We start from the raw sequence: 17,385 nt of genomic DNA on the forward strand, positions 1-17,385 counted from the left end.
TCGGAATCAAAGACGACGAACTCTTCACCGCATCCGTGCGCCTTCGAACGACGTCGCCTCTCTACAACGACCCATGCTCGCTCGCGGTGAAAACGGCCGCCGCTGCTGTTACGACGATCAAGGCAGGTACGTGATGGCAGCCCGTGCCGTGGTGGACATCATCCGGCCCAGAGCAGCAGAACCCGCGAAGCCCGTCGCGCTCGCTACGACCGGCAGTCTGCTGTTGCTCGCTATGACAGCCTGTTCGTCCGTTTCCGGAACACCGACCCAGGCAACGCCGCAGCCATCTTCCGCACCGACGAGCACGTCGCGCAACGTGCCCAAGGTGAGCAACCCGCTCGACGCCGCCAAGTACGAGCAGAACCCCTGCGCCCTGCTCAGCCAAGCCCAGGCGACCCAGCTCATCAACTCCGTCCGCAACCGCCAGGCCGCAGGCGCCGTCGCGCCCATCTGCAGCTGGATTGACGCCGACGGCAACCGGATCGGACTCGGGCTCCTCCCGCACCAGGGCGGCTTGGCCAGCGCGTACCAGCACCAGGACAGCCAGTCTGGTTACTTTGAAGCGATTCCCGACATCAATGGTTACCCGGCGGTTCTTTCCGGAACGACCGACAGCCGGAAAAGCGGCGGCTGCCAGGCCATCGTCGGGATCAAAGACGACGAAACCTTCACCAGTTCGATCCTGCTCCAGCCGCAATCGCCGCTCTATCAGGATCCGTGCTCTCTGGCAGTCAAAACGGCCGCGGCCGCCATCACGACGATCAAGGCCGGTACGTGATGACGAGCCGCATCGTCACTGGGCCCGAGTCGGCAAAACCGGTCACCTTCGCGGCGGCAGGGAGTCTCGTTTTGCTCGCCGTCACTGCCTGCTCCTCGACTCCAGGCACTCCGGTTCCGGCGACACCCGAGTCGTCCTCGGCACCGACGAGCACCGCGCACAGCGTGCCCAAGGTGGCCAACCCGCTCGACGCCACCAAGTACGAGCAGAACCCCTGCGCCCTGCTCAGCCAAGCCCAGGCGACCGAGGTCATCAGCTCCGTCCGCAATCGCCAGGGCAAGGGCCTCGTCGCGCCCATCTGCACCTGGCACGACGCCGANTGCTCGACAAATCGTTCCCCGGCTATGCCGACCCGTGCGCATTGGCAGCGAAAACCGCCGCCGCTGCCGTCACCACTCTCAAGGCAGGTGCTTGATGGGCAACCTCTCCCCGCAGGAAATCGTTCGCCTGGTCAAATCCGGCAAGGGTTCCGGTGGCATGTTCCACGGTTCCGACCAGTCGGCGGCGCTCTCCGCTCAGCACGAGGACATCGCCAACGAAATGCGGCAGCTCCAGAGCGCGATGGACGAGTACTGGAAAGGCGACGCCGCCGGGCGGGCCTACGTCGGGGCCGGGCCGCTGGTTCAGGCTTCGCAGACCAGTGGCCAGCACCTCGCGCAGGCGGAGGCGCTCTACTCCGGCCAGGGCGGTTCCTTCGAGGGGCTTCGCGACAAAATCGCGTCGGTCGGCGATCTCGGGGACAAACCGTCGGACGACTGGGTCAGCGACACTCCGTTGTCCTTCCTCTCCAACCGTTCCGACGAAATCGATGCGTGGAACAAGAAAGCGCAAGAAGTCGTCAGCAGTTACGAGTCTTATCACGGGGAATCGACGGAGAACTCCGCTCGCTGGGCGGACCCGTCGCAATACGGCGAGCTGGCCCTCCCCTCCGCAGGCGGTGACTTCACCATCACCCAGCCCGGCGGCACCGGCACTGCGCATCTGCCCACGCACTACACCCCGGGTGGCCCCGGCGGCACCGCTGGGACCTACACCGAGGGCGGCTACGTCGGCGGCAGCACGGGCGGCACCGACGGCGGCACCAGCCACCGCGACCACACCAACGATCGCACTGGGCCGCCGGGGACCTTGCCTCCTTCGGAGACCCATCGGTGGGATCCGGGGCCTCCGCCGCACACCAACCCGACGGAGACGCCGGGCAAATACGTTCCCCCGCACAACAACCTGCCGGACGACACCCGGACCTCCAGTTACGTTCCGCCGGACCTGACGAGCGTCAACAACCCCACCAGCACCGGGAATCCCAACTCCTGGTCGGTCAACAGCAGCAACCCCAACACCACCGGCGGGGGCGGCAGCGGTCTGTTCACGCCGGGGCTCCCCGGAACCGGCGGCGGCAACGCGGGCAGCCTCGGGAACACAGGCAACACGGGCAACGGCAACAGCGTCGGCCGAGGTGCGGGAACCGGCACAGGACCGTTCGGCAGCGCCGAAGCCGCCGGGCGAGGCGGAGCAGCGGCGGGTGCCAGCGGGCGCGCAGGAGCACCCGGCATGGGCGCGGGTGCGATGGGCCGCGGCCAGAAGGGCGAGGGGGAAGAAGACCTCGTCCACGAGACCGCTGACTACCTGGTCGAGCAGGACCCGGACGCCGCCCTCATCGGGGACCTTCCGAAGGCGGTTCCGCCGGTGATCGGGCTCTGACGATGCTCGTGCTCGCCCGCGAGGTGGTGCTCCCTGCCGACTGCCTGCCCCTCGCGGCGGAACTGGCGGGGGTTTCGCTCCCGGCGGCGCTCGCGCCCGATCCGCTTTGGCGCGACCCCGAGGAGATGCGCGCGTACCGCGAAGCCGCGGTGAGCGCGATGGCCGACCAAGGCGTGTGGGGGCGCGGCGGTCTGGACGAGACGTTCGTCCGGACCATGACCGTGTTGTGCCGTGGGGCCAGCGAACTGTCGGCGACCGTCGAGAGCGGGCGGGACCGGCGGTATCGGCTGGTCGTCGCGGCCTCGAACAAGGACGCGGTGCTCGCCTGCCACATGCCGTCCACCAGCACGGTGGTGTTGCGGCCAGCGCGAGCCGAGGCGCTGGCCGAGGACTTGATCCGGGAGTTGCCGCGCGTCCAGCCCGCGCAGGGGCAGGCGGTGTCGGTGCCGGAATCGGCGTTGAACCTGGCGATCGACGGCGGTCCGGCGCGGCAGGACGTCCGGCATCTGCTCGACGTCGCCGCGTTGCCGAGGGCAGGCGGCGGGCAGATCACCGCGGCGGTTCGCGACGGGCTCGGCGGGCGGCGGATCAGCGGGCGCGACATCTGCACGTATTACGACACCGAGCACGGGCGCTACCTGTTCTCGTTCTCCGAAACCGACGGCGGCGAGCGGTACGTGAACGTCGCACCGGCCCGGTACGAAACGATGGTCGAGCGGGTGCGCGCGCTGCTCGATAATCTCGCCTGAACCTGGGTACCCCTGACAATCAGGATCTGTGAATCGCGTCGCAGGTGGCGAGCGCCACAAGGCGGTACGGTGCGGTTCCAGGTGCCGGTGACGCAGGAGGTCCGCGAAAGTGCCCGATCCGCTGTTTCCCGCAGTCGCCGCCGGATCCGGCAAGGAAGCGCTGCGCTTCGGCGACCGAAAACTCACCTACGCCGAACTCGGCGCGGTCGCCGGGGCGCTGGCCGCCGACCTGCCGCGAGACCGCCGGGTCGCGGTGTGGGCGACGCCGACGCTGCACACCAGCGTCGCGGTGGTCGCCGCGTTGCTCGCCGGGGTTCCGGTGGTGCCGCTCAACCCCAAGATCGGCGAACGCGAACTCGGCCACATCCTCGCCGACAGCGAGCCCGCGCTGGTGCTCGCCGAGCCCGGCTTCGAACTGCCCGCCGCGCTCGACCTGCCGCGGCGCGACATTCCGCTGGAGGGCGACGGGAAGCCGCCCGCCGGCGAGCCGGACGCCGAAGCGCCCGCGTTCATCGTCTACACCTCCGGCACGACCGGTCCGCCCAAGGGTGTCGTACTCCCCCGCCGCGCGATCGCGACCACGCTCGACGCGCTCGAGGACGCCTGGCAATGGACGGCCGACGACGTGCTCGTCCACGGCCTCCCGCTGTTCCACGTCCACGGCCTGATCCTCGGCATCCTCGGTCCGCTGCGCCGCGGCGGCTCGGTCCGCCACCTCGGCCGGTTCTCCCTCGAAGGCGTCACCGGAGAACTCGCGAACGGCGCGACGATGCTGTTCGGCGTCCCGACGATGTACCACCGGATCGCCGAAGCGGTCGCGACCGACGAAGCCCTCGCCGACGCGCTCAAGTCCGCGCGGCTGCTGGTCTCCGGCTCGGCCGCGCTGCCGGTGCACGACCACCAGCGGATCACCGCCGCGACCGGACAACAGGTCGTGGAGCGCTACGGCATGACCGAAACGCTGATGAACACCAGCGTCCGCGCCGACGGCGAGCGCAAGCCGGGTTCGGTCGGCGTCCCGCTCGCCGGGGTCGACCTGCGGCTGGTCGACGAGTCCGGGGCCGCGGTCGAGGAGCCCGACGCGGTCGGCGAGATCCAGGTCCGCGGGCCGAATCTGTTCACCGAATATCTCAACCGCCCGGACGCGACCGCCGCCGCGCTCGACGGCGGCTGGTTCCGCACCGGCGACATGGCCACCCGCGACGCGTGCGGCTACGTCCGGATCGTCGGACGCAAGGCCACCGACCTGATCAAGAGCGGCGGCTACAAGATCGGCGCGGGCGAGATCGAGAACGCGCTGCTGGAACACCCGAACGTCGCCGAGGTCGCGGTGACCGGCGAACCGGACGACGACCTCGGCGAACGGATCGTCGCGTGGGTCGTGCCGGAGGGCGAACGCCCGACGGTCGAGCAACTCGCCGACCACGTGTCGAAGCTGCTCGCCCCGCACAAGCGGCCGCGCGTCGTGCGATACCTGGATGCGTTGCCGCGCAACGACATGGGCAAGGTCATGAAGCGAGCGCTGGGATGAGGACGACCGCGCGCGAGCTGCTGGCCGCCCTTTCCACCGGGTTCACCGATCTGCCCGTCGCGGACACTCCGGCGGACGATCCGCTCGGCTGGCCGGGGTATCCGGAAGCTCGGGCCGCAGCCGCCGCACGCACGGGCGAAACGGAATCGGTGGTCGTCGGGGAAGCCCGCGTCGGCGACGTGCCCACGGTGCTGATCGCCTGGGAGTTCGGCTTCCTCGGCGGTTCGATCGGACAGCAGACCGGCGACCGCGTCGAAGCCGCCTTCGCGCACGCGAAAGAGCGTGGACTGCCCGTGGTTTCGCTGGTCGCGACGGGCGGCAGCCGGATGCAGCACGGCATGCGCGCGCTTTCCCAGCTCCAGCGAATCGCGCGTGCCGCCGCGGAAGCACGCGCGGCGGGCGTCCCGCAGATTTCCGTTCTGCGTGATCCGTCCACCGGCGGCGGCTGGGCGACGCTCGGTGCCGGTTCGGACGTCGTGTTGGGACTGCCAGACGCCCAAGTGGGCTTCGCTGGCTCCCGGGTACGGCCTGCGACGTCGCCCGCAGAGGCGTACACCGTCGAAGCGAAGCTTGAGTGGGGCCAGGTCGACCGTCTCGTTGCGACAGAGGAACTGGGCGACGTACTCGCGCGATGGCTACGGCTGTTGGCTTCACCGTCGACAGAGCCCGCTCCTCCGCCAAAAGCCCTTCGCAACGCCGCGCTGCCCGAAACCGGCTGGGACGCTGTACGAGCGGCGCGCGCCTCTTCGCGAGCGCGCGCACCCGAGTACCTCGACGCGTACTTCGACTGGCGAGAGAACGTACAAGGCGACCGTGCCGGTCACGTGGACGAAGGCGTCCAATGTGGCTTCGGCTGGCGAGACGGCCGCGCGATCGCGTACACAGCACAGTGCGGCACCGCGACGCGTCCGGCAGGCTTCCGCACTGCGGCACGACTCGTCCGGCTGGCGTCCCGGCTAGGGATTCCGGTGCTGACTCTGGTGGACACTCCCGGCGCGGCGAACGACGCGGAAGCGGAAGAAGGCGGGATCGGGCCAGCGATCGCGGAGCTGTTCGAGGCGATCGCCACCGCCGCGGTGCCGGTCACTACGCTGGTGATCGGCGAGGGCGGTTCCGGCGGCGCGCTGGCTTTCGCCGCTGAAGGCACGACGTGGATCGCCCCGGACGCCTACTTCTCGGTCACTTCCCCGGAAGCCGCGGCGGCGATCCTGAAACGCCCGATGACCGACGTGCCGGCCGTGGCCGACCAGCTGCGGTTGCGTCCGCAGGACCTGGTCGGCCTCGGCCTGGCAGTCGGGATCGTCGAGTCCTGACGGGTCACGCCTCGACGGCGCGGACCCGCCACTTGCGCTGCGCGTAGGACGCGAGGGTGGCCGCTACAGCGACTCCCGCGGTTGCACAGCTTGCGATGGCCACGAATACTGCCGTCATTGCGGCTCCTCCTCACGGGTTGCGCGCGTCAAATGCCGTCGGCGAATCCGGATGATCCGCTGGCCGACGCGTGCGAGTTGATGGGGTTTTACAGGTATCTACCTGCTATAACGCATGCTCCCCGGTCTGCGTTACCTGCGCTACCCCCGAGCGGGAGTGAGACGTGTCACGTTAGGCTTTGGACCGCTCGCGGTAGGTGATGTCGGGGGCTCTGCGCAGTGAGTCCCGAAAACGCGAAGGGAGCGATGTGACAGAGGCAGCAGACGGGAGGGGGCCGTCGGGCGGCGCCACCGTCACGGACGACGCGACAATGCGCCGGGCGGTCGGCGCGGCCGCGGTCGGCAACATCACCGAGTGGTTCGATTTCGGGGTCTACGGCTACCTCTCCACGACCATCGAGGCACAGTTCTTCCCGCCCGGCAATCCCGCGCTGGCCCAGCTCGCGACGTTCGCGACCTTCGCGGTGGCGTTCCTGGTGCGTCCGCTCGGCGGCCTGTTCTTCGGCCCGCTCGGCGACAAGATCGGCCGGACCAAGGTGCTCGCGGTGACGGTCATCCTGATGGCGACCGGCACGTTCCTCATCGGACTGATCCCGTCGTACTCCTCGATCGGGCTGGCCGCGCCGATCCTGCTGGTGTGCGCGCGGGTCCTGCAGGGCTTCTCCACCGGCGGCGAGTACGCCGGCGCGATGACGTTCATCGCCGAGTACAGCCCGGACCGCCGCCGCGGCTACTTCGGCAGCTTCCTGGAGTTCGGCACCTTCATCGGGTACGCGCTGGGCGCGACCGTCTCGTCGGTGCTGCCGCTGGTTTCGACGCCGGCCTTCATGGACACCTGGGGCTGGCGGATCCCGTTCATGGTGGCGCTTCCGCTCGGCATCGTCGGGGTCTACCTGCGGACGAAGCTCGAGGAGACGCCCGCCTTCCAGCAGCTGCTCGACGAGTCGGGCAAGCGCGAGGACGCCGAAGCCAAGCACGTGGTCCGCACGATCTTCGCGAAGTACTGGCCGACGATGCTGCTGGCCGGCGGGCTCGTGGTGACCTGGAACGTCACCAACTACATGCTCACCAGCTACATGCCGACCTATCTGAAGGACGACCGCACGATGTCCGCGAACGGCGGGCAGGCGATCTCGGCGACCGCGGCGGAATGGCTGCAGATCGGCGTGCTGTGGCTGGGCGTGCTGCTCATCCCGCTGCTCGGCAGGCTCAGCGACAAGGTCGGCCGCAAGCCGATCCTGTGGGTCGGCGCGGGCGGGCTGATCGTGCTCGGCCTTCCGATGGTGCTGCTGCTCAAGAGCGGGTCGCTGATCTCGGTGCTGCTCGGCCTGGTCCTGATGGGACTGCTGCTGATCTGCTTCTCCTCGACCTGCCCGTCGACGCTTCCCGCGTTGTTCCCGACCGAGGTCCGCTACGGCGGGCTGTCGATCTCGTTCAACATCTTCGTGTCCGCGTTCGCCGGGACGGTGTCGCTGGTGATGAGCGCGCTGGTGCTGGCGACCGGGGATCTCAAGTGGCCCGGGTACTACCTGATGATCGCCGGCGTGGTCGGTGTGCTCACGCTGCTGAAGCTGAAGGAGACCGCGAAGAAGCCGTTGCCGGGGTCTTCTCCGTCGTTGTCCGCTTCGGAGGACGCGGCGGCCAAGGCCGGCCAGTAACCGCTTGAACGCGAGGTTGCGGGTGCGGGCTGCCCGGGCCGCGTGACCCCGGTGAACGTACGTGAGGGGAACCCTGAGGGAATCTGATTCCCTCAGGGTTCCCCTCACGTACATTTGCTTTGCCCGGCGCAGACCCGGGTGGTCTACGAGCCGTGCGGTTTCAGCTCGTCGTGACGGGTCAGGCCACGTCGGAGGAGTTCGCCGTCCAGGTGTTGCACTGCTGGGTGCGGTTCTTCGTCGCGCCCTGGCGCCACCAGGCGATGGAGTGCTCGTCGGTGCCGTGGTCGCGAGGACCGTCGCCGTGGTCCCCGCGGTCCTCGGAGTTCCAGGCCTCGTTGTAGATGTTGCGGTCGATCGACCCGCCCGCGCTCGACGACGCGCCGAGGAACATGCCGGAGAAGCACTGCGCCTGCAGTTCCAGACGGCGGGACAGCTCCAGCCCGGCGGCGGAGTCGGCGCCCGCGTCGTACCGCTGTTCGCTCATCGCATCCTCGACGCCGGACAGGTTCTGCACGTGGTGCCCGTATTCGTGGGCCAGCACCGCGAGGTAGATGCCGGGATGCGCGCCGTACTGCTCGATCTGGAGCTTGTCCATCGGCATGTAGATGGTCTCGTTCGTCGGGCAGTAGTAGGCGGCGAAATTGTCGCCGGACGAAGTGCACGGGCTTTGCATCTGGCCGGACTGCGCGACCACCAGGTTCGGGCCCTCGAACGGAAGGCCGGCGTCGCCGAGCACCGGCGCCCACACCGTGTTCAGGCAGCGGATGCCGGACTGGAAGAACCGTTCCGCGCCTGCCCGGTCCGAACTCCAGCGGCTGAGCGTGCACGCCACGTTCTGCAATCCGGCGTCGGCGCTGGCGAACAGCGGGTTCCGCGCGGTCTCCTTCACCGGTTGCGGGCCGCGGGGCGCCGGCGGGGCCTCGGACGCCGGTTCCGAGTCGCTGGTGGTTTCGCGGGTTTCCCTGGTTGTCGAGGCGGTCGTGGCCGAAGTGCTGCTTTCGGTGGTGTACCGGGTGGGCGACGTTTCCCTGGAGATCGGGGAATACGTCGGCGGCGGGGTGCTCGCCGCGTCGACGCGCTTGTCTTTGTGCACGGCCGCACCGAGCGCTGCCAGTCCCCCGACGACCAGCACGATCGCGCCGAGCACCGACACCAGCACGATCACCCCGGCATGCGATTTCTTCGGCGGTCGCTCGGCGCGATAGCCGTCGAGCCGGGCACCCGCACCGAATGCCTGCGCGGGCACGCCAGGGGACGCGGCGAAGGGTCCCGGAGCCGGAGCGACCTGCGGCGGCGGCAACGGCGCGGCAGGCGGCGGCAACGGAACTGCCGGTCCGGCAGCGGGAAACGGCGGTCCGGGAGGGAACTGCGGTGCCGGCGGAGTCGGCGGCCCGCCCGGAAACTGCTGTCCCGGCGGCATCCCCGGCCCCGCCACCCCGCCGCCTGGCATCCCGGCGCCCGGCGGCATCCCGGGCGGCAGCGGCCGCGGCGGCGGGAGCGGGGCGGCTCCCGGCGGAACCGGATAAGGACCGCCTTGCGGTGGCCAGGTCATCGTTCCCCCTGCGATTGCGTGATTCGCGTAATCCGGCTTTTTTCACTGCCGGGGCACCCAGCCTAGCCGGTGTGCTCTAGGCTCTGCTGCCGTGGCGAGGAAATGGGTTTCCGCGGCGGCGATCGCGGCATTGGCGGTGCTATCCGGCGCGAGTCCGGCGGCGGCCTTCTCCGGAACCGGGCGGCATTCCGAGAATGCGCAAGCGTCCCCCGAAGCGACTGCGGAAATCGCACTTAAACTGTTGCGCGACGGCGGCTTCCAGGTCACCGAGAAGGTGACTGTCCCCGGTGGACAGCAGTTGGTGTCCACCTTGCCGTTGCGGCTGCCCGCCGACGACGGGCAGGACCTCCGCTACACGGTGCGGGACGCGAAGGCCACCGGCGGCGGCGCCGTCGCGCAGGCCGACGACCAGTTGACGCTCACCTTCGGCGCGGGCGAATCCACCGTCGTCTACACCCTCGCCGGCGCCCTCGCCGACCAGGGCGGCGGCCAGCAGGTGCGCGCGCTCGTCGCGGGCGGCTTCGACCAGCCGGTGAAGGAAATCAAGGCGTCCTTCCTCGCCCCGGCCCGGCAGATGGCGCCGGTGACCTGTTCGATCGGCGCGAACCAGCCGTGCACGCTGTCCGAGGTCGACCACACCGGCGTGCTGCGGCTGCAGCAGAACGATTTGCCGCCGGGCGCGCGGATGGAACTGTCGGTCGGACTGCCGCCGGGAACCGCGCCGGCGAATGCCGATTTCGTGCCTGCCAGCGCATTGGCGGCGGCATTCTCGCTCACCTTGCCGTCCGTCATCGGCTTCGCCGTGGTTGCCGTTTTGCTGATTGCCGCCGCGCTATTCGTATGGCGCCGCCGAAAGCAGGACGAACTCGCGACCAGCACCGGCGATACCACAATCGAAGTTCTGTTGCGGGAAAACGGCCGAACTTGGTTCGCTTCTCCGGACGGGGTGCTTCCCGGGCAGATCGGCACCGTGATGGACGAGTCGGTGGACCCGGTGGACATCGCGGCCACCGTCGTCGATCTGGCGGTGCGGAATTACCTGTGGCTGGCCGAGCTTCCCGGTCCGGACTGGCAGATCTCCCGGCGGAACCCGCCGGACGAGCACCTGCGCGATTTCGAGCGGGTGGTCTACGAAACTCTGCTGCCGGAAGGAACCGACACCGTCCTGCTGTCCCGGCTGAGCGAACTCGACTCGGCGCCGATCCAGGACTCCATGTACCGGGACGTCGTTGCCAGCCAATGGTTCTCGCGTCGTCCGGACACCTCGCGCGGGGTGCTGGCGCTGCCCGGCATCCTGCTGTTCGTGCTCGGCTTGGTCGCGACGGCGGTGCTTTCGTTCACCGTCGGGCACGCGCTGCTGGGCGTCGCGGTCGCGCTCGCCGGCCTGGGTCTCGCCGCGGCTCGCGCGCTGCTGCCGTCCCGCACCGCCCGCGGCCGCGCGGTCGCCGGCCAGATCCGCGGACTGTTGCGCTACCTGCACCGGGTGCGCGCGGAAGACATCGAACGCCCGGCGGACCGCGAGATGGTGTTCTCCCGTTCTCTGCCGTACGCGGTGGTGCTCGGCGACACCGAACGCTGGCTCGGCGCGTTCGCCGATTTGGACCCGGACGCCGACGGCCAAGCCGGCCTCTCCTGGTACGGCGGCGTCGAACAGGACGACGACCTGCGTCGCTTCGGCCCTCGGCTGCTGGCCTTCCTGGCCGCGCTCAACCACGCGCTGACGAAGGAACCGTCGAAAACCGGGTCGTAGCGGAGTGCCGGACGGGAAGCGCTAGGCGGCTTGCAGCTCGTCGACCCGGGTGGTCCAGGAGCCGTGCGGTTCCAGCACGACGGCCCGGGTGTCGTCGTCGTGCCGGGTCAGGCGGACGACCAGGTGGTCCTCCGAGAGCCGCTCCGCGCTGCCCTCGCCCCATTCGACGACCACGGCGGACGATTCCAGGTCGGTGTCCAGATCGAGGTCGTCCAATTGGGACAGATCGCCGCCGAGCCGGTACGCGTCCACGTGGATCAGCGGCACCCCGGCCGCCCCGGCGGCGTGCACCCGCGCCAGCACGAAGGTCGGCGAGCTGACCCGTCCGCCGACCCCGAGACCGTCCGCGATCCCGCGGGTCAGCGTGGTTTTCCCGGCACCGAGCGGACCGTCCAGCAGCACCACGTCGCCCGCGCGCAGGGCCGCGCCCAGCGTCCGCCCGAAGGCCATCGTGTCCTCGGGGGTTTCCAGAATCACTTTGTCCACCACCAGTTTCGCCGGTTCGGCGCGGCGCTGCCACCACAGCGCTGCAGCAGGTCGATGAGATGGCTGTTCACCAGCTCGGGCTGTTCGAGCTGCACCATGTGCCCGGCTCCGCGCACGCGCACCAGCTCGGCGTCCGGCAGCTCGGCGGCGATGCGCTCGGCGTGCGCGAACGGCGTGAAGCGGTCCGAATCGCCGCCGATGACCAGCACTTGCGCGTGGTTGAGCCCGGCAAGCACCGCGTAGCGATTGTGGCTGCCGAGGGTGTCCACGAAGTTGATCAGGCCGCGCACCGGCGTCACCGCGAGCATTTCGAGCATGAAGTCGACGAGCCGCGGCGAGACGTCACGGCTGCCGAACGCGAGCCGGCGCACTGCTTGCCGGGTCAGCTGACCGCCGGCCGCGCGGACGAACTCCACCAACCCGGGTTGCCACCCAGCCAGCTCGCCGACGCCGCGGGTAAGCGGGTTGTACTTGGACAGCAACGGCCTCGGCAACCCGCGCGCGCCGACTTCGCCCGCCGCGGTCGCGATGAAGGCGACGCCGCATACGCGCTCCTCGAAGAGGTCTGGCCGTTGCGCCGCCAGCTCCATGATCACCATGCCGCCCATGGAATGTCCCATGAGGACGATCGGCCCTTCAGGCACTATCGCGCGCAGCACGCTGTCGAGGTCGTGCGCGAGCTGTTCGATCGTCGACGTCTCCGTGGACGCTTCTCCGGACAGACCGTGACCGCGATGGTCAAAGTAGACCTGCCGTACGCGCGGCAGCCGCAACGAAGCGACGTCGCGGCGTTGGAAGTGCCACGAGCGCCGCGAAAGCGCGAAGCCGTGTACGCCGACGAGAGTCAGCTCCGGCTGCTCGCCGTCCTCAGGATCGATCTCCTCGACCGACAGCGGCGTACCGTCTTCAGCCGCGACAGTGGACGTCCGGTCCGGCTTCAGCTCGCCCAGCGGCTCGTCGGCGAACGGGTCTTCGGTCGGTTTGCGTTGCTGCGACGCGACAACTGCCGCTGCCGCACCCGTCACTACCGCTCCGACTCCGCCGACGATCGCCCACAGTCGCGCCGAAGGAGTCACGCCCGCTCCCCCACGTACCGGCGGTGCACGCGTGGCCGGTACATCGAGGTGACGATTTCGTAGTCGATGGTGCCGATCTTGTCCGCCCATTCGCGCGCGGTCGGCTCTCCCGAGCTGCCCGATCCGAACAGCACGACCACGTCGCCCACGGCGGGCACGTCCTCGTTGCCGACGTTGACCACCAGCTGGTCCATGCAGACCCGCCCGACGACCGGCCGCCGCTTCCCGCCGAGCCAGACGTCCATCCGGCCGGACAGCGTGCGCGGCACCCCGTCGGCGTATCCGGCGGGCACGAGCGCGAGCGTGGTGTCCTCGTGCGCGGTCCAGGTGTGTCCGTAGGAGACGGATTCGCCTGCCGCCAGCGGCTTGGTGAGCACCACGGTCGACCGGAAGGTCATCACCGGACGCAGGTCGTCGTCGGTGGGCACCGGGTTGAGGCCGTACATCGCGATGCCCGGGCGGACCATCTCGAAGTGCAGGTCCGGCCTGGTGAGCGTGGCCGCGGAGTTCGCCAGGTGCCGGATCGGGTCGAGACCGGCGGCGCGGGCCGCGTCGTAAGCCTCGGCGAACAGCTTCGCCTGCGCGTCGATCGACGCGTGCCCCAGCTCGTCGGCGCAGGCCAGGTGCGACCAGATGGCCACGACCTCGACGCCGCGCGCCTTGGCCGCCGCTTCGACCAGCTCAGGCCAGGCAGCGGGCGGGCAGCCGTTGCGCGACAGCCCGGTGTCGATCTTGAGGTGCACGCGGGCGCGCTTCCCGGCCCGCTCCGCCGCGTCGTCGACCCTGGCCAGCTCGCTCAGGGAGCTGACGCCGAGGTCGATGTCCGCCTCGATGCCGGGCGTGAAATCCAGCTCCGGCACGTCCAGCCAGCTGAACAGCCGCACGGACAGACCCGCGGCCCGCAGGTCGAGTGCTTCCCGCAGCGAGCAGGTGCCGAGCCAGCTCGCCCCGGCCTCGACCGCGGCGCAGCCGACGGGGACCGCGCCGTGGCCGTACCCGTCGGCCTTGACCACGCACATCACGGCCGCGCCGGGGGCCCGGGCGGCCAGCAAGGAAACGTTGTGGCGCACTGCGCCGAGATCGACCACGGTCTCGGCGTGCGGAGAACTGGCAGTCATAACGACTGCCAGTTTCCCACGCTATCGGCTCAGGAGAGACGCTGCCCGGACGTGCCGGAGAACACGTGCAGCTCGTCCGGACGGATCCGCAGGTGCAGGGTGTCGCCCATGCCGGGGGGCGTACGCGGGTCGACGCGGGCGACCACGTTGCGTGACGAACCCTCGGCGCTCTCCTCGACGCCGGCGCCGAGCTTGCCGTAGACGTAGGCGTCCGAGCCCAGCTCCTCGACCAGTTCGACCTTGATCGGCAGCGAGCCGGCGGTGTCGGTGGTGACCTCCAGCGACTCCGGGCGGAAACCGATGGTGACCGTGTCGCCGTCGGCCGCGGACCGGACCTCGGGCTTGAGCGGCACCTGCACGCCGCCGACCTCGGCGCCGTCCGCGGTGAGCTTCGCGGCGACCAGGTTCATCGCCGGGGAGCCGATGAAGCCCGCGACGAAAACGTTTGCGGGCCGGTCGTACAGGGCGCGCGGGGTGTCGCACTGCTGCAGCAGACCGTCCGACAGCACCGCGACGCGGTCACCCATCGTCATGGCCTCGACCTGGTCGTGGGTCACGTACACGGTGGTGACGCCGAGCCGGCGCTGCAGCGCGGCGATCTGCGTACGGGTCGAAACGCGCAGCTTCGCGTCGAGGTTCGACAGCGGCTCGTCCATGAGGAAGACCTGCGGCTCGCGCACGATCGCGCGGCCCATCGCGACGCGCTGGCGCTGACCGCCGGACAGCGCCTTCGGCTTGCGGTCCAGGTACTGCTCGATGTCCAGCAGCTTCGCCGCGTCGAGCACCTTCTGCTTGATCTCCGACGCGGGCCGCCCGGCGATCTTCAGCGCGAAGCCCATGTTCTGCGCGACCGTCATGTGCGGGTACAGCGCGTAGTTCTGGAACACCATCGCGATGTCGCGCGAACGAGGCGGCAGCTGGGTGACGTCGCGGTCGCCGATCCAGACCGCGCCCTCGTCGATGTCCTCCAGGCCCGCGAGCATCCGCAGCGCGGTGGACTTGCCCGAGCCCGACGGCCCGACCAGCACGAGGAACTCGCCGTCGGCGATCTCCAGGTCCAGCGCGTCGACCGCGGGACGCTCGGTCCCGGAGTAGCGCCGGGTCGCCTTGTCGTAGGTGATGCTGGCCATCGGTCAGTCCTCTCCCAATTTCGCGGAAACCCCGTGCGCGGCCTCGCGCGCCTCGAGGTGGCGTTGCTGGATCTCGATGCCCGCGGCGCGTAGTGCCCCGGTCGGCTCGCCCAGTTCGAGCCGGTTTTCGGTTCCGTGCCAGGTCGGCGGCTCGGCGGTGCCCGCGAGCGCCCAGGCGGCCTGCCGCGCGGCGCCGAGCGCGACGTACTCGCCGACCTCGGGGATCACGACGGGCAGGCCGAGCACGATCGGCGCGATCGCCCGCACCGCGGCGGACTGCGCACCGCCGCCGATCAGCAGCACGCGCTTCACGGCCATGCCCTGCGCGCGCACCGCGTCGAGCCCGGCGGCCAACCCGCAGACCATGCCCTCCACGGTCGCCCGCGCGACGTTCTCCGGCGTCATGTTCGCCCTGGTCAGCCCGTGCAGCGATCCGGTAGCGCCGGGCAGGTTCGGGGTGCGCTCGCCGTCGAGGTACGGCAGCAGCGTGAGCCCGCCCGCACCCGGTTCGGCGGACAGCGCGAGCCGGTCGAATTCGGCCAGGTCGACGCCGAGCATCGCCGCGCCCGCGGTGAGCACGCGCGCGGCGTTGAGGGCGGCGGTCAGCGGGAGGAACCGGCCGGTGGCGTCGGCGAATCCGGCGACCAGGCCGCTCGCGTCCGCCGCGCCGGTCTCGGTGACGCCGAAAACCGTGCCGCTGGTGCCGATCGAGATCACCGCGTCGCCCGGGGCCAGTTCGAGCGCGAGGGCGGCGGCCATGTTGTCGCCGGTGCCCGCGGAGACGAGCATGCCGTCGCTGGTGTGCCCGGCCACGTCGGACGGGCCGAGCACCGTCGGCAAATCCGGGGTGCGGCCGCCGAACGCGTGCGCGAGGACGTCGTGGCGGTAAGTGTTGTCCGTCGGCGAGAAGTACCCGGTGCCGGAAGCGTCGCCGCGGTCGGTCACCGCGGTTTCCGGGCGGCCGAGCAGCCTCCAGGTCAGCCAGTCGTGCGGCAGCAGGACGCGCGCGACGCGGTCGGCGTTCTCCGGTTCGTGCTCGGCGAGCCAGCGGAGCTTGGTGACGGTGAAGCTCGCGACCGGCACCAGCCCGACCGACTTCGCCCAGACACCGGGTCCGCCCAGTTCGTCGGTGAGGTCCTTGGCCGCCTGCGCGGAGCGGGTGTCGTTCCACAGCAATGCGGGCCGGACGACCTCGCCGGCCTCGTCGAGCGTGACCATGCCGTGCTGCTGCCCGCCGACGCCGACCGCCTTGACCCCGTCGAGCACGTCGCGAGTGGCGTCCGCAAACGCTTGCGCCCACGCTGCGGGGTCGACCTCGGTGCCGTCCGGATGCGGTGCGCGACCCGTGCGCACGACCTCGCCGGTGCGTGCGTCGCAGACCACGACCTTGGTCGACTGGGTCGACGAATCGACCCCGGCCACCAGCTCAGCTGTCATAGGGCTGCCCCTCCTCGACGTACTCCGCGGCCTCGACCGCCGTGCCTTCGTTCAGCGCCGCCTCGATCTCCTCGGTGGGAGTGGCTTCGCTGGTGATCAGGAGGTCGTAATCGCCGACAGTGCCGTGCGCGTACGTCGCGGTGCGGCCGAACTTCGAGTGGTCGAGCACCAGCACATTGCGGTTCGCGGCGCGCAGCACGGCCTTCTTGAGCTCGGCGTAGTCGCGGACCGGGTGGAACAGCCTGCCCACCGCGACCGCGCTCACCGAGACGAACGCGATGTCCACGCGAATGCGCTCGAGCAGCGCGAGCACGTCGGGACCGGAGCAGGAGTCGTATTCGGGGTGGTAATGCCCGCCGGCGAGGACCACGTCGACGCCGGTGCCCAGCAACCGCGCGGCCTGCAGCGAGTTGGTGATGACGGTGAGGCGCTCGATCCGGGCCAGCCGCTCGACCAGCGGAAACAGCGTGGTGGAGTCGTCGACGAACACCGCCTGGCCGGGCTCGACCTGCTGAATCGCGAGGTCCGCGAGGGCTTCCTTCTCGGCCGAGTGCAGCGTGAACCGGCTGGCGGTCTCCATGGTGAGCGCGGGATACGCCTCGACCTTGCCGCGCAGCTTCCGGAGCAACCGCTTGTCGGCGAGCTCGTCCAGGTCGCGGTGCATCGTCATGAGGCTCACGCCGAACCGCGCGGTGAGGTCGTCGATGCGGACTTCGCCCTGGTCAATGACGTAGTCGAGGATCTCGTGGCGCCGCTGCTCCACCGCGGCGTCGGACGGGCGCGTCTTCGGCCGTCCTGGCGTGTCTCGACTCACATCTTGTTCTTACCAGATATTGCCAGCCGAGTTAACACGTAACTCGATAACTCTTCGCTCACCTGCGAGCGCCCCCATGAGGTTTGCTCAGTAGCGCGGTGCGTTCGCGGCGTTGGTGCGGATGTCGTGAGGGGAACCCTGAGCTTGAGTTTTAACGTTTGGTGTCTGTTTTCTT

General features: G+C 69.9%; 14 protein-coding genes and 1 pseudogene. 8 read left to right on the forward strand and 7 right to left on the reverse strand.

What is annotated here, in order from left to right:
• The first annotated feature begins 133 nt into the window (after positions 1–133).
• The 7 genes and pseudogenes from EIZ45_RS45485 to EIZ45_RS45515 all read left to right on the forward strand — a co-directional run bounded on the left by EIZ45_RS45485 (position 134) and on the right by EIZ45_RS45515 (position 7,847).
• Positions 134–778 (forward strand): DUF3558 domain-containing protein, encoded by a 645-nt coding sequence (locus EIZ45_RS45485; protein ID WP_134670354.1) that lies wholly within the window; start codon positions 134–136, stop codon positions 776–778.
• Positions 778–1,035 (forward strand): annotated as a pseudogene (locus EIZ45_RS47555) (DUF3558 family protein); the annotation flags it as partial. The gene EIZ45_RS45485 and the pseudogene EIZ45_RS47555, both read left to right, overlap by 1 nt.
• A gap of 157 nt (positions 1,036–1,192) precedes the next feature.
• Positions 1,193–2,479 carry a hypothetical protein gene (locus tag EIZ45_RS47560; protein WP_205670330.1) on the forward strand — a complete coding sequence of 429 codons (1,287 nt, stop codon included), beginning with the start codon at positions 1,193–1,195 and terminating at the stop codon, positions 2,477–2,479.
• A 2-nt stretch (positions 2,480–2,481) separates the two neighbouring features.
• Complete coding sequence (locus tag EIZ45_RS45500) at positions 2,482–3,228, forward strand: ESX secretion-associated protein EspG (protein WP_134670360.1); 747 nt, start codon at positions 2,482–2,484, stop codon at positions 3,226–3,228.
• 109 nt (positions 3,229–3,337) lie between these two features.
• Entirely contained in the window at positions 3,338–4,759 is a 1,422-nt protein-coding gene (locus EIZ45_RS45505; protein ID WP_134670362.1) for an acyl-CoA synthetase, read from the forward strand.
• Positions 4,756–6,072 carry a carboxyl transferase domain-containing protein gene (locus EIZ45_RS45510; protein ID WP_134670364.1) on the forward strand — a complete coding sequence of 439 codons (1,317 nt, stop codon included), beginning with the start codon at positions 4,756–4,758 and terminating at the stop codon, positions 6,070–6,072. The genes EIZ45_RS45505 and EIZ45_RS45510 overlap by 4 nt, the downstream gene beginning before the upstream one ends.
• A 365-nt stretch (positions 6,073–6,437) precedes the next feature.
• Positions 6,438–7,847 carry an MFS transporter gene (locus tag EIZ45_RS45515; protein WP_134670366.1) on the forward strand — a complete coding sequence of 470 codons (1,410 nt, stop codon included), beginning with the start codon at positions 6,438–6,440 and terminating at the stop codon, positions 7,845–7,847.
• 178 nt (positions 7,848–8,025) lie between these two features.
• Here the strand turns inward: EIZ45_RS45515 and EIZ45_RS45520 are convergent, their stop codons facing one another.
• On the reverse strand, positions 8,026–9,399 hold the full coding sequence (locus EIZ45_RS45520) for a neutral zinc metallopeptidase (protein ID WP_304576236.1): 1,374 nt from the start codon (positions 9,397–9,399) through the stop codon (positions 8,026–8,028).
• A gap of 91 nt (positions 9,400–9,490) precedes the next feature.
• On the opposite strand from EIZ45_RS45520, the gene EIZ45_RS45525 reads away from it, so the two are divergent.
• Entirely contained in the window at positions 9,491–11,149 is a 1,659-nt protein-coding gene (locus EIZ45_RS45525) for a DUF2207 domain-containing protein (RefSeq protein WP_043835261.1), read from the forward strand.
• 21 nt (positions 11,150–11,170) lie between these two features.
• Here the strand turns inward: EIZ45_RS45525 and tsaE are convergent, their stop codons facing one another.
• Genes tsaE through EIZ45_RS45555 form a run of 6 tightly spaced genes read right to left on the reverse strand, consistent with a single transcriptional unit; the run spans position 11,171 to position 17,210 of the window.
• Positions 11,171–11,638, reverse strand: coding sequence for a tRNA (adenosine(37)-N6)-threonylcarbamoyltransferase complex ATPase subunit type 1 TsaE (gene tsaE / locus EIZ45_RS45530; protein WP_081684980.1), 468 nt, complete (start codon positions 11,636–11,638; stop codon positions 11,171–11,173).
• Positions 11,623–12,711 carry an alpha/beta fold hydrolase gene (locus EIZ45_RS45535; protein WP_043835263.1) on the reverse strand — a complete coding sequence of 363 codons (1,089 nt, stop codon included), beginning with the start codon at positions 12,709–12,711 and terminating at the stop codon, positions 11,623–11,625. Before EIZ45_RS45535 ends, tsaE begins: the two co-directional genes overlap by 16 nt.
• Positions 12,708–13,829, reverse strand: coding sequence for an alanine racemase (gene alr / locus EIZ45_RS45540; protein ID WP_134670368.1), 1,122 nt, complete (start codon positions 13,827–13,829; stop codon positions 12,708–12,710). The genes EIZ45_RS45535 and alr overlap by 4 nt, the downstream gene beginning before the upstream one ends.
• Before the next feature lie 29 nt (positions 13,830–13,858).
• On the reverse strand, positions 13,859–14,959 hold the full coding sequence (locus tag EIZ45_RS45545; RefSeq protein WP_043835267.1) for an ABC transporter ATP-binding protein: 1,101 nt from the start codon (positions 14,957–14,959) through the stop codon (positions 13,859–13,861).
• A 3-nt stretch (positions 14,960–14,962) separates the two neighbouring features.
• Entirely contained in the window at positions 14,963–16,396 is a 1,434-nt protein-coding gene (gene xylB, locus EIZ45_RS45550) for a xylulokinase (protein ID WP_134670370.1), read from the reverse strand.
• Complete coding sequence (locus EIZ45_RS45555; protein ID WP_043835271.1) at positions 16,386–17,210, reverse strand: DeoR/GlpR family DNA-binding transcription regulator; 825 nt, start codon at positions 17,208–17,210, stop codon at positions 16,386–16,388. Before EIZ45_RS45555 ends, xylB begins: the two co-directional genes overlap by 11 nt.
• Between the last annotated feature and the right edge of the window lie 175 nt (positions 17,211–17,385).

Source organism: Amycolatopsis sp. CFH S0740, assembly GCF_004522315.1.
In the GTDB taxonomy this organism is placed as follows: Bacteria; Actinomycetota; Actinomycetes; order Mycobacteriales; family Pseudonocardiaceae; genus Amycolatopsis; species Amycolatopsis nivea.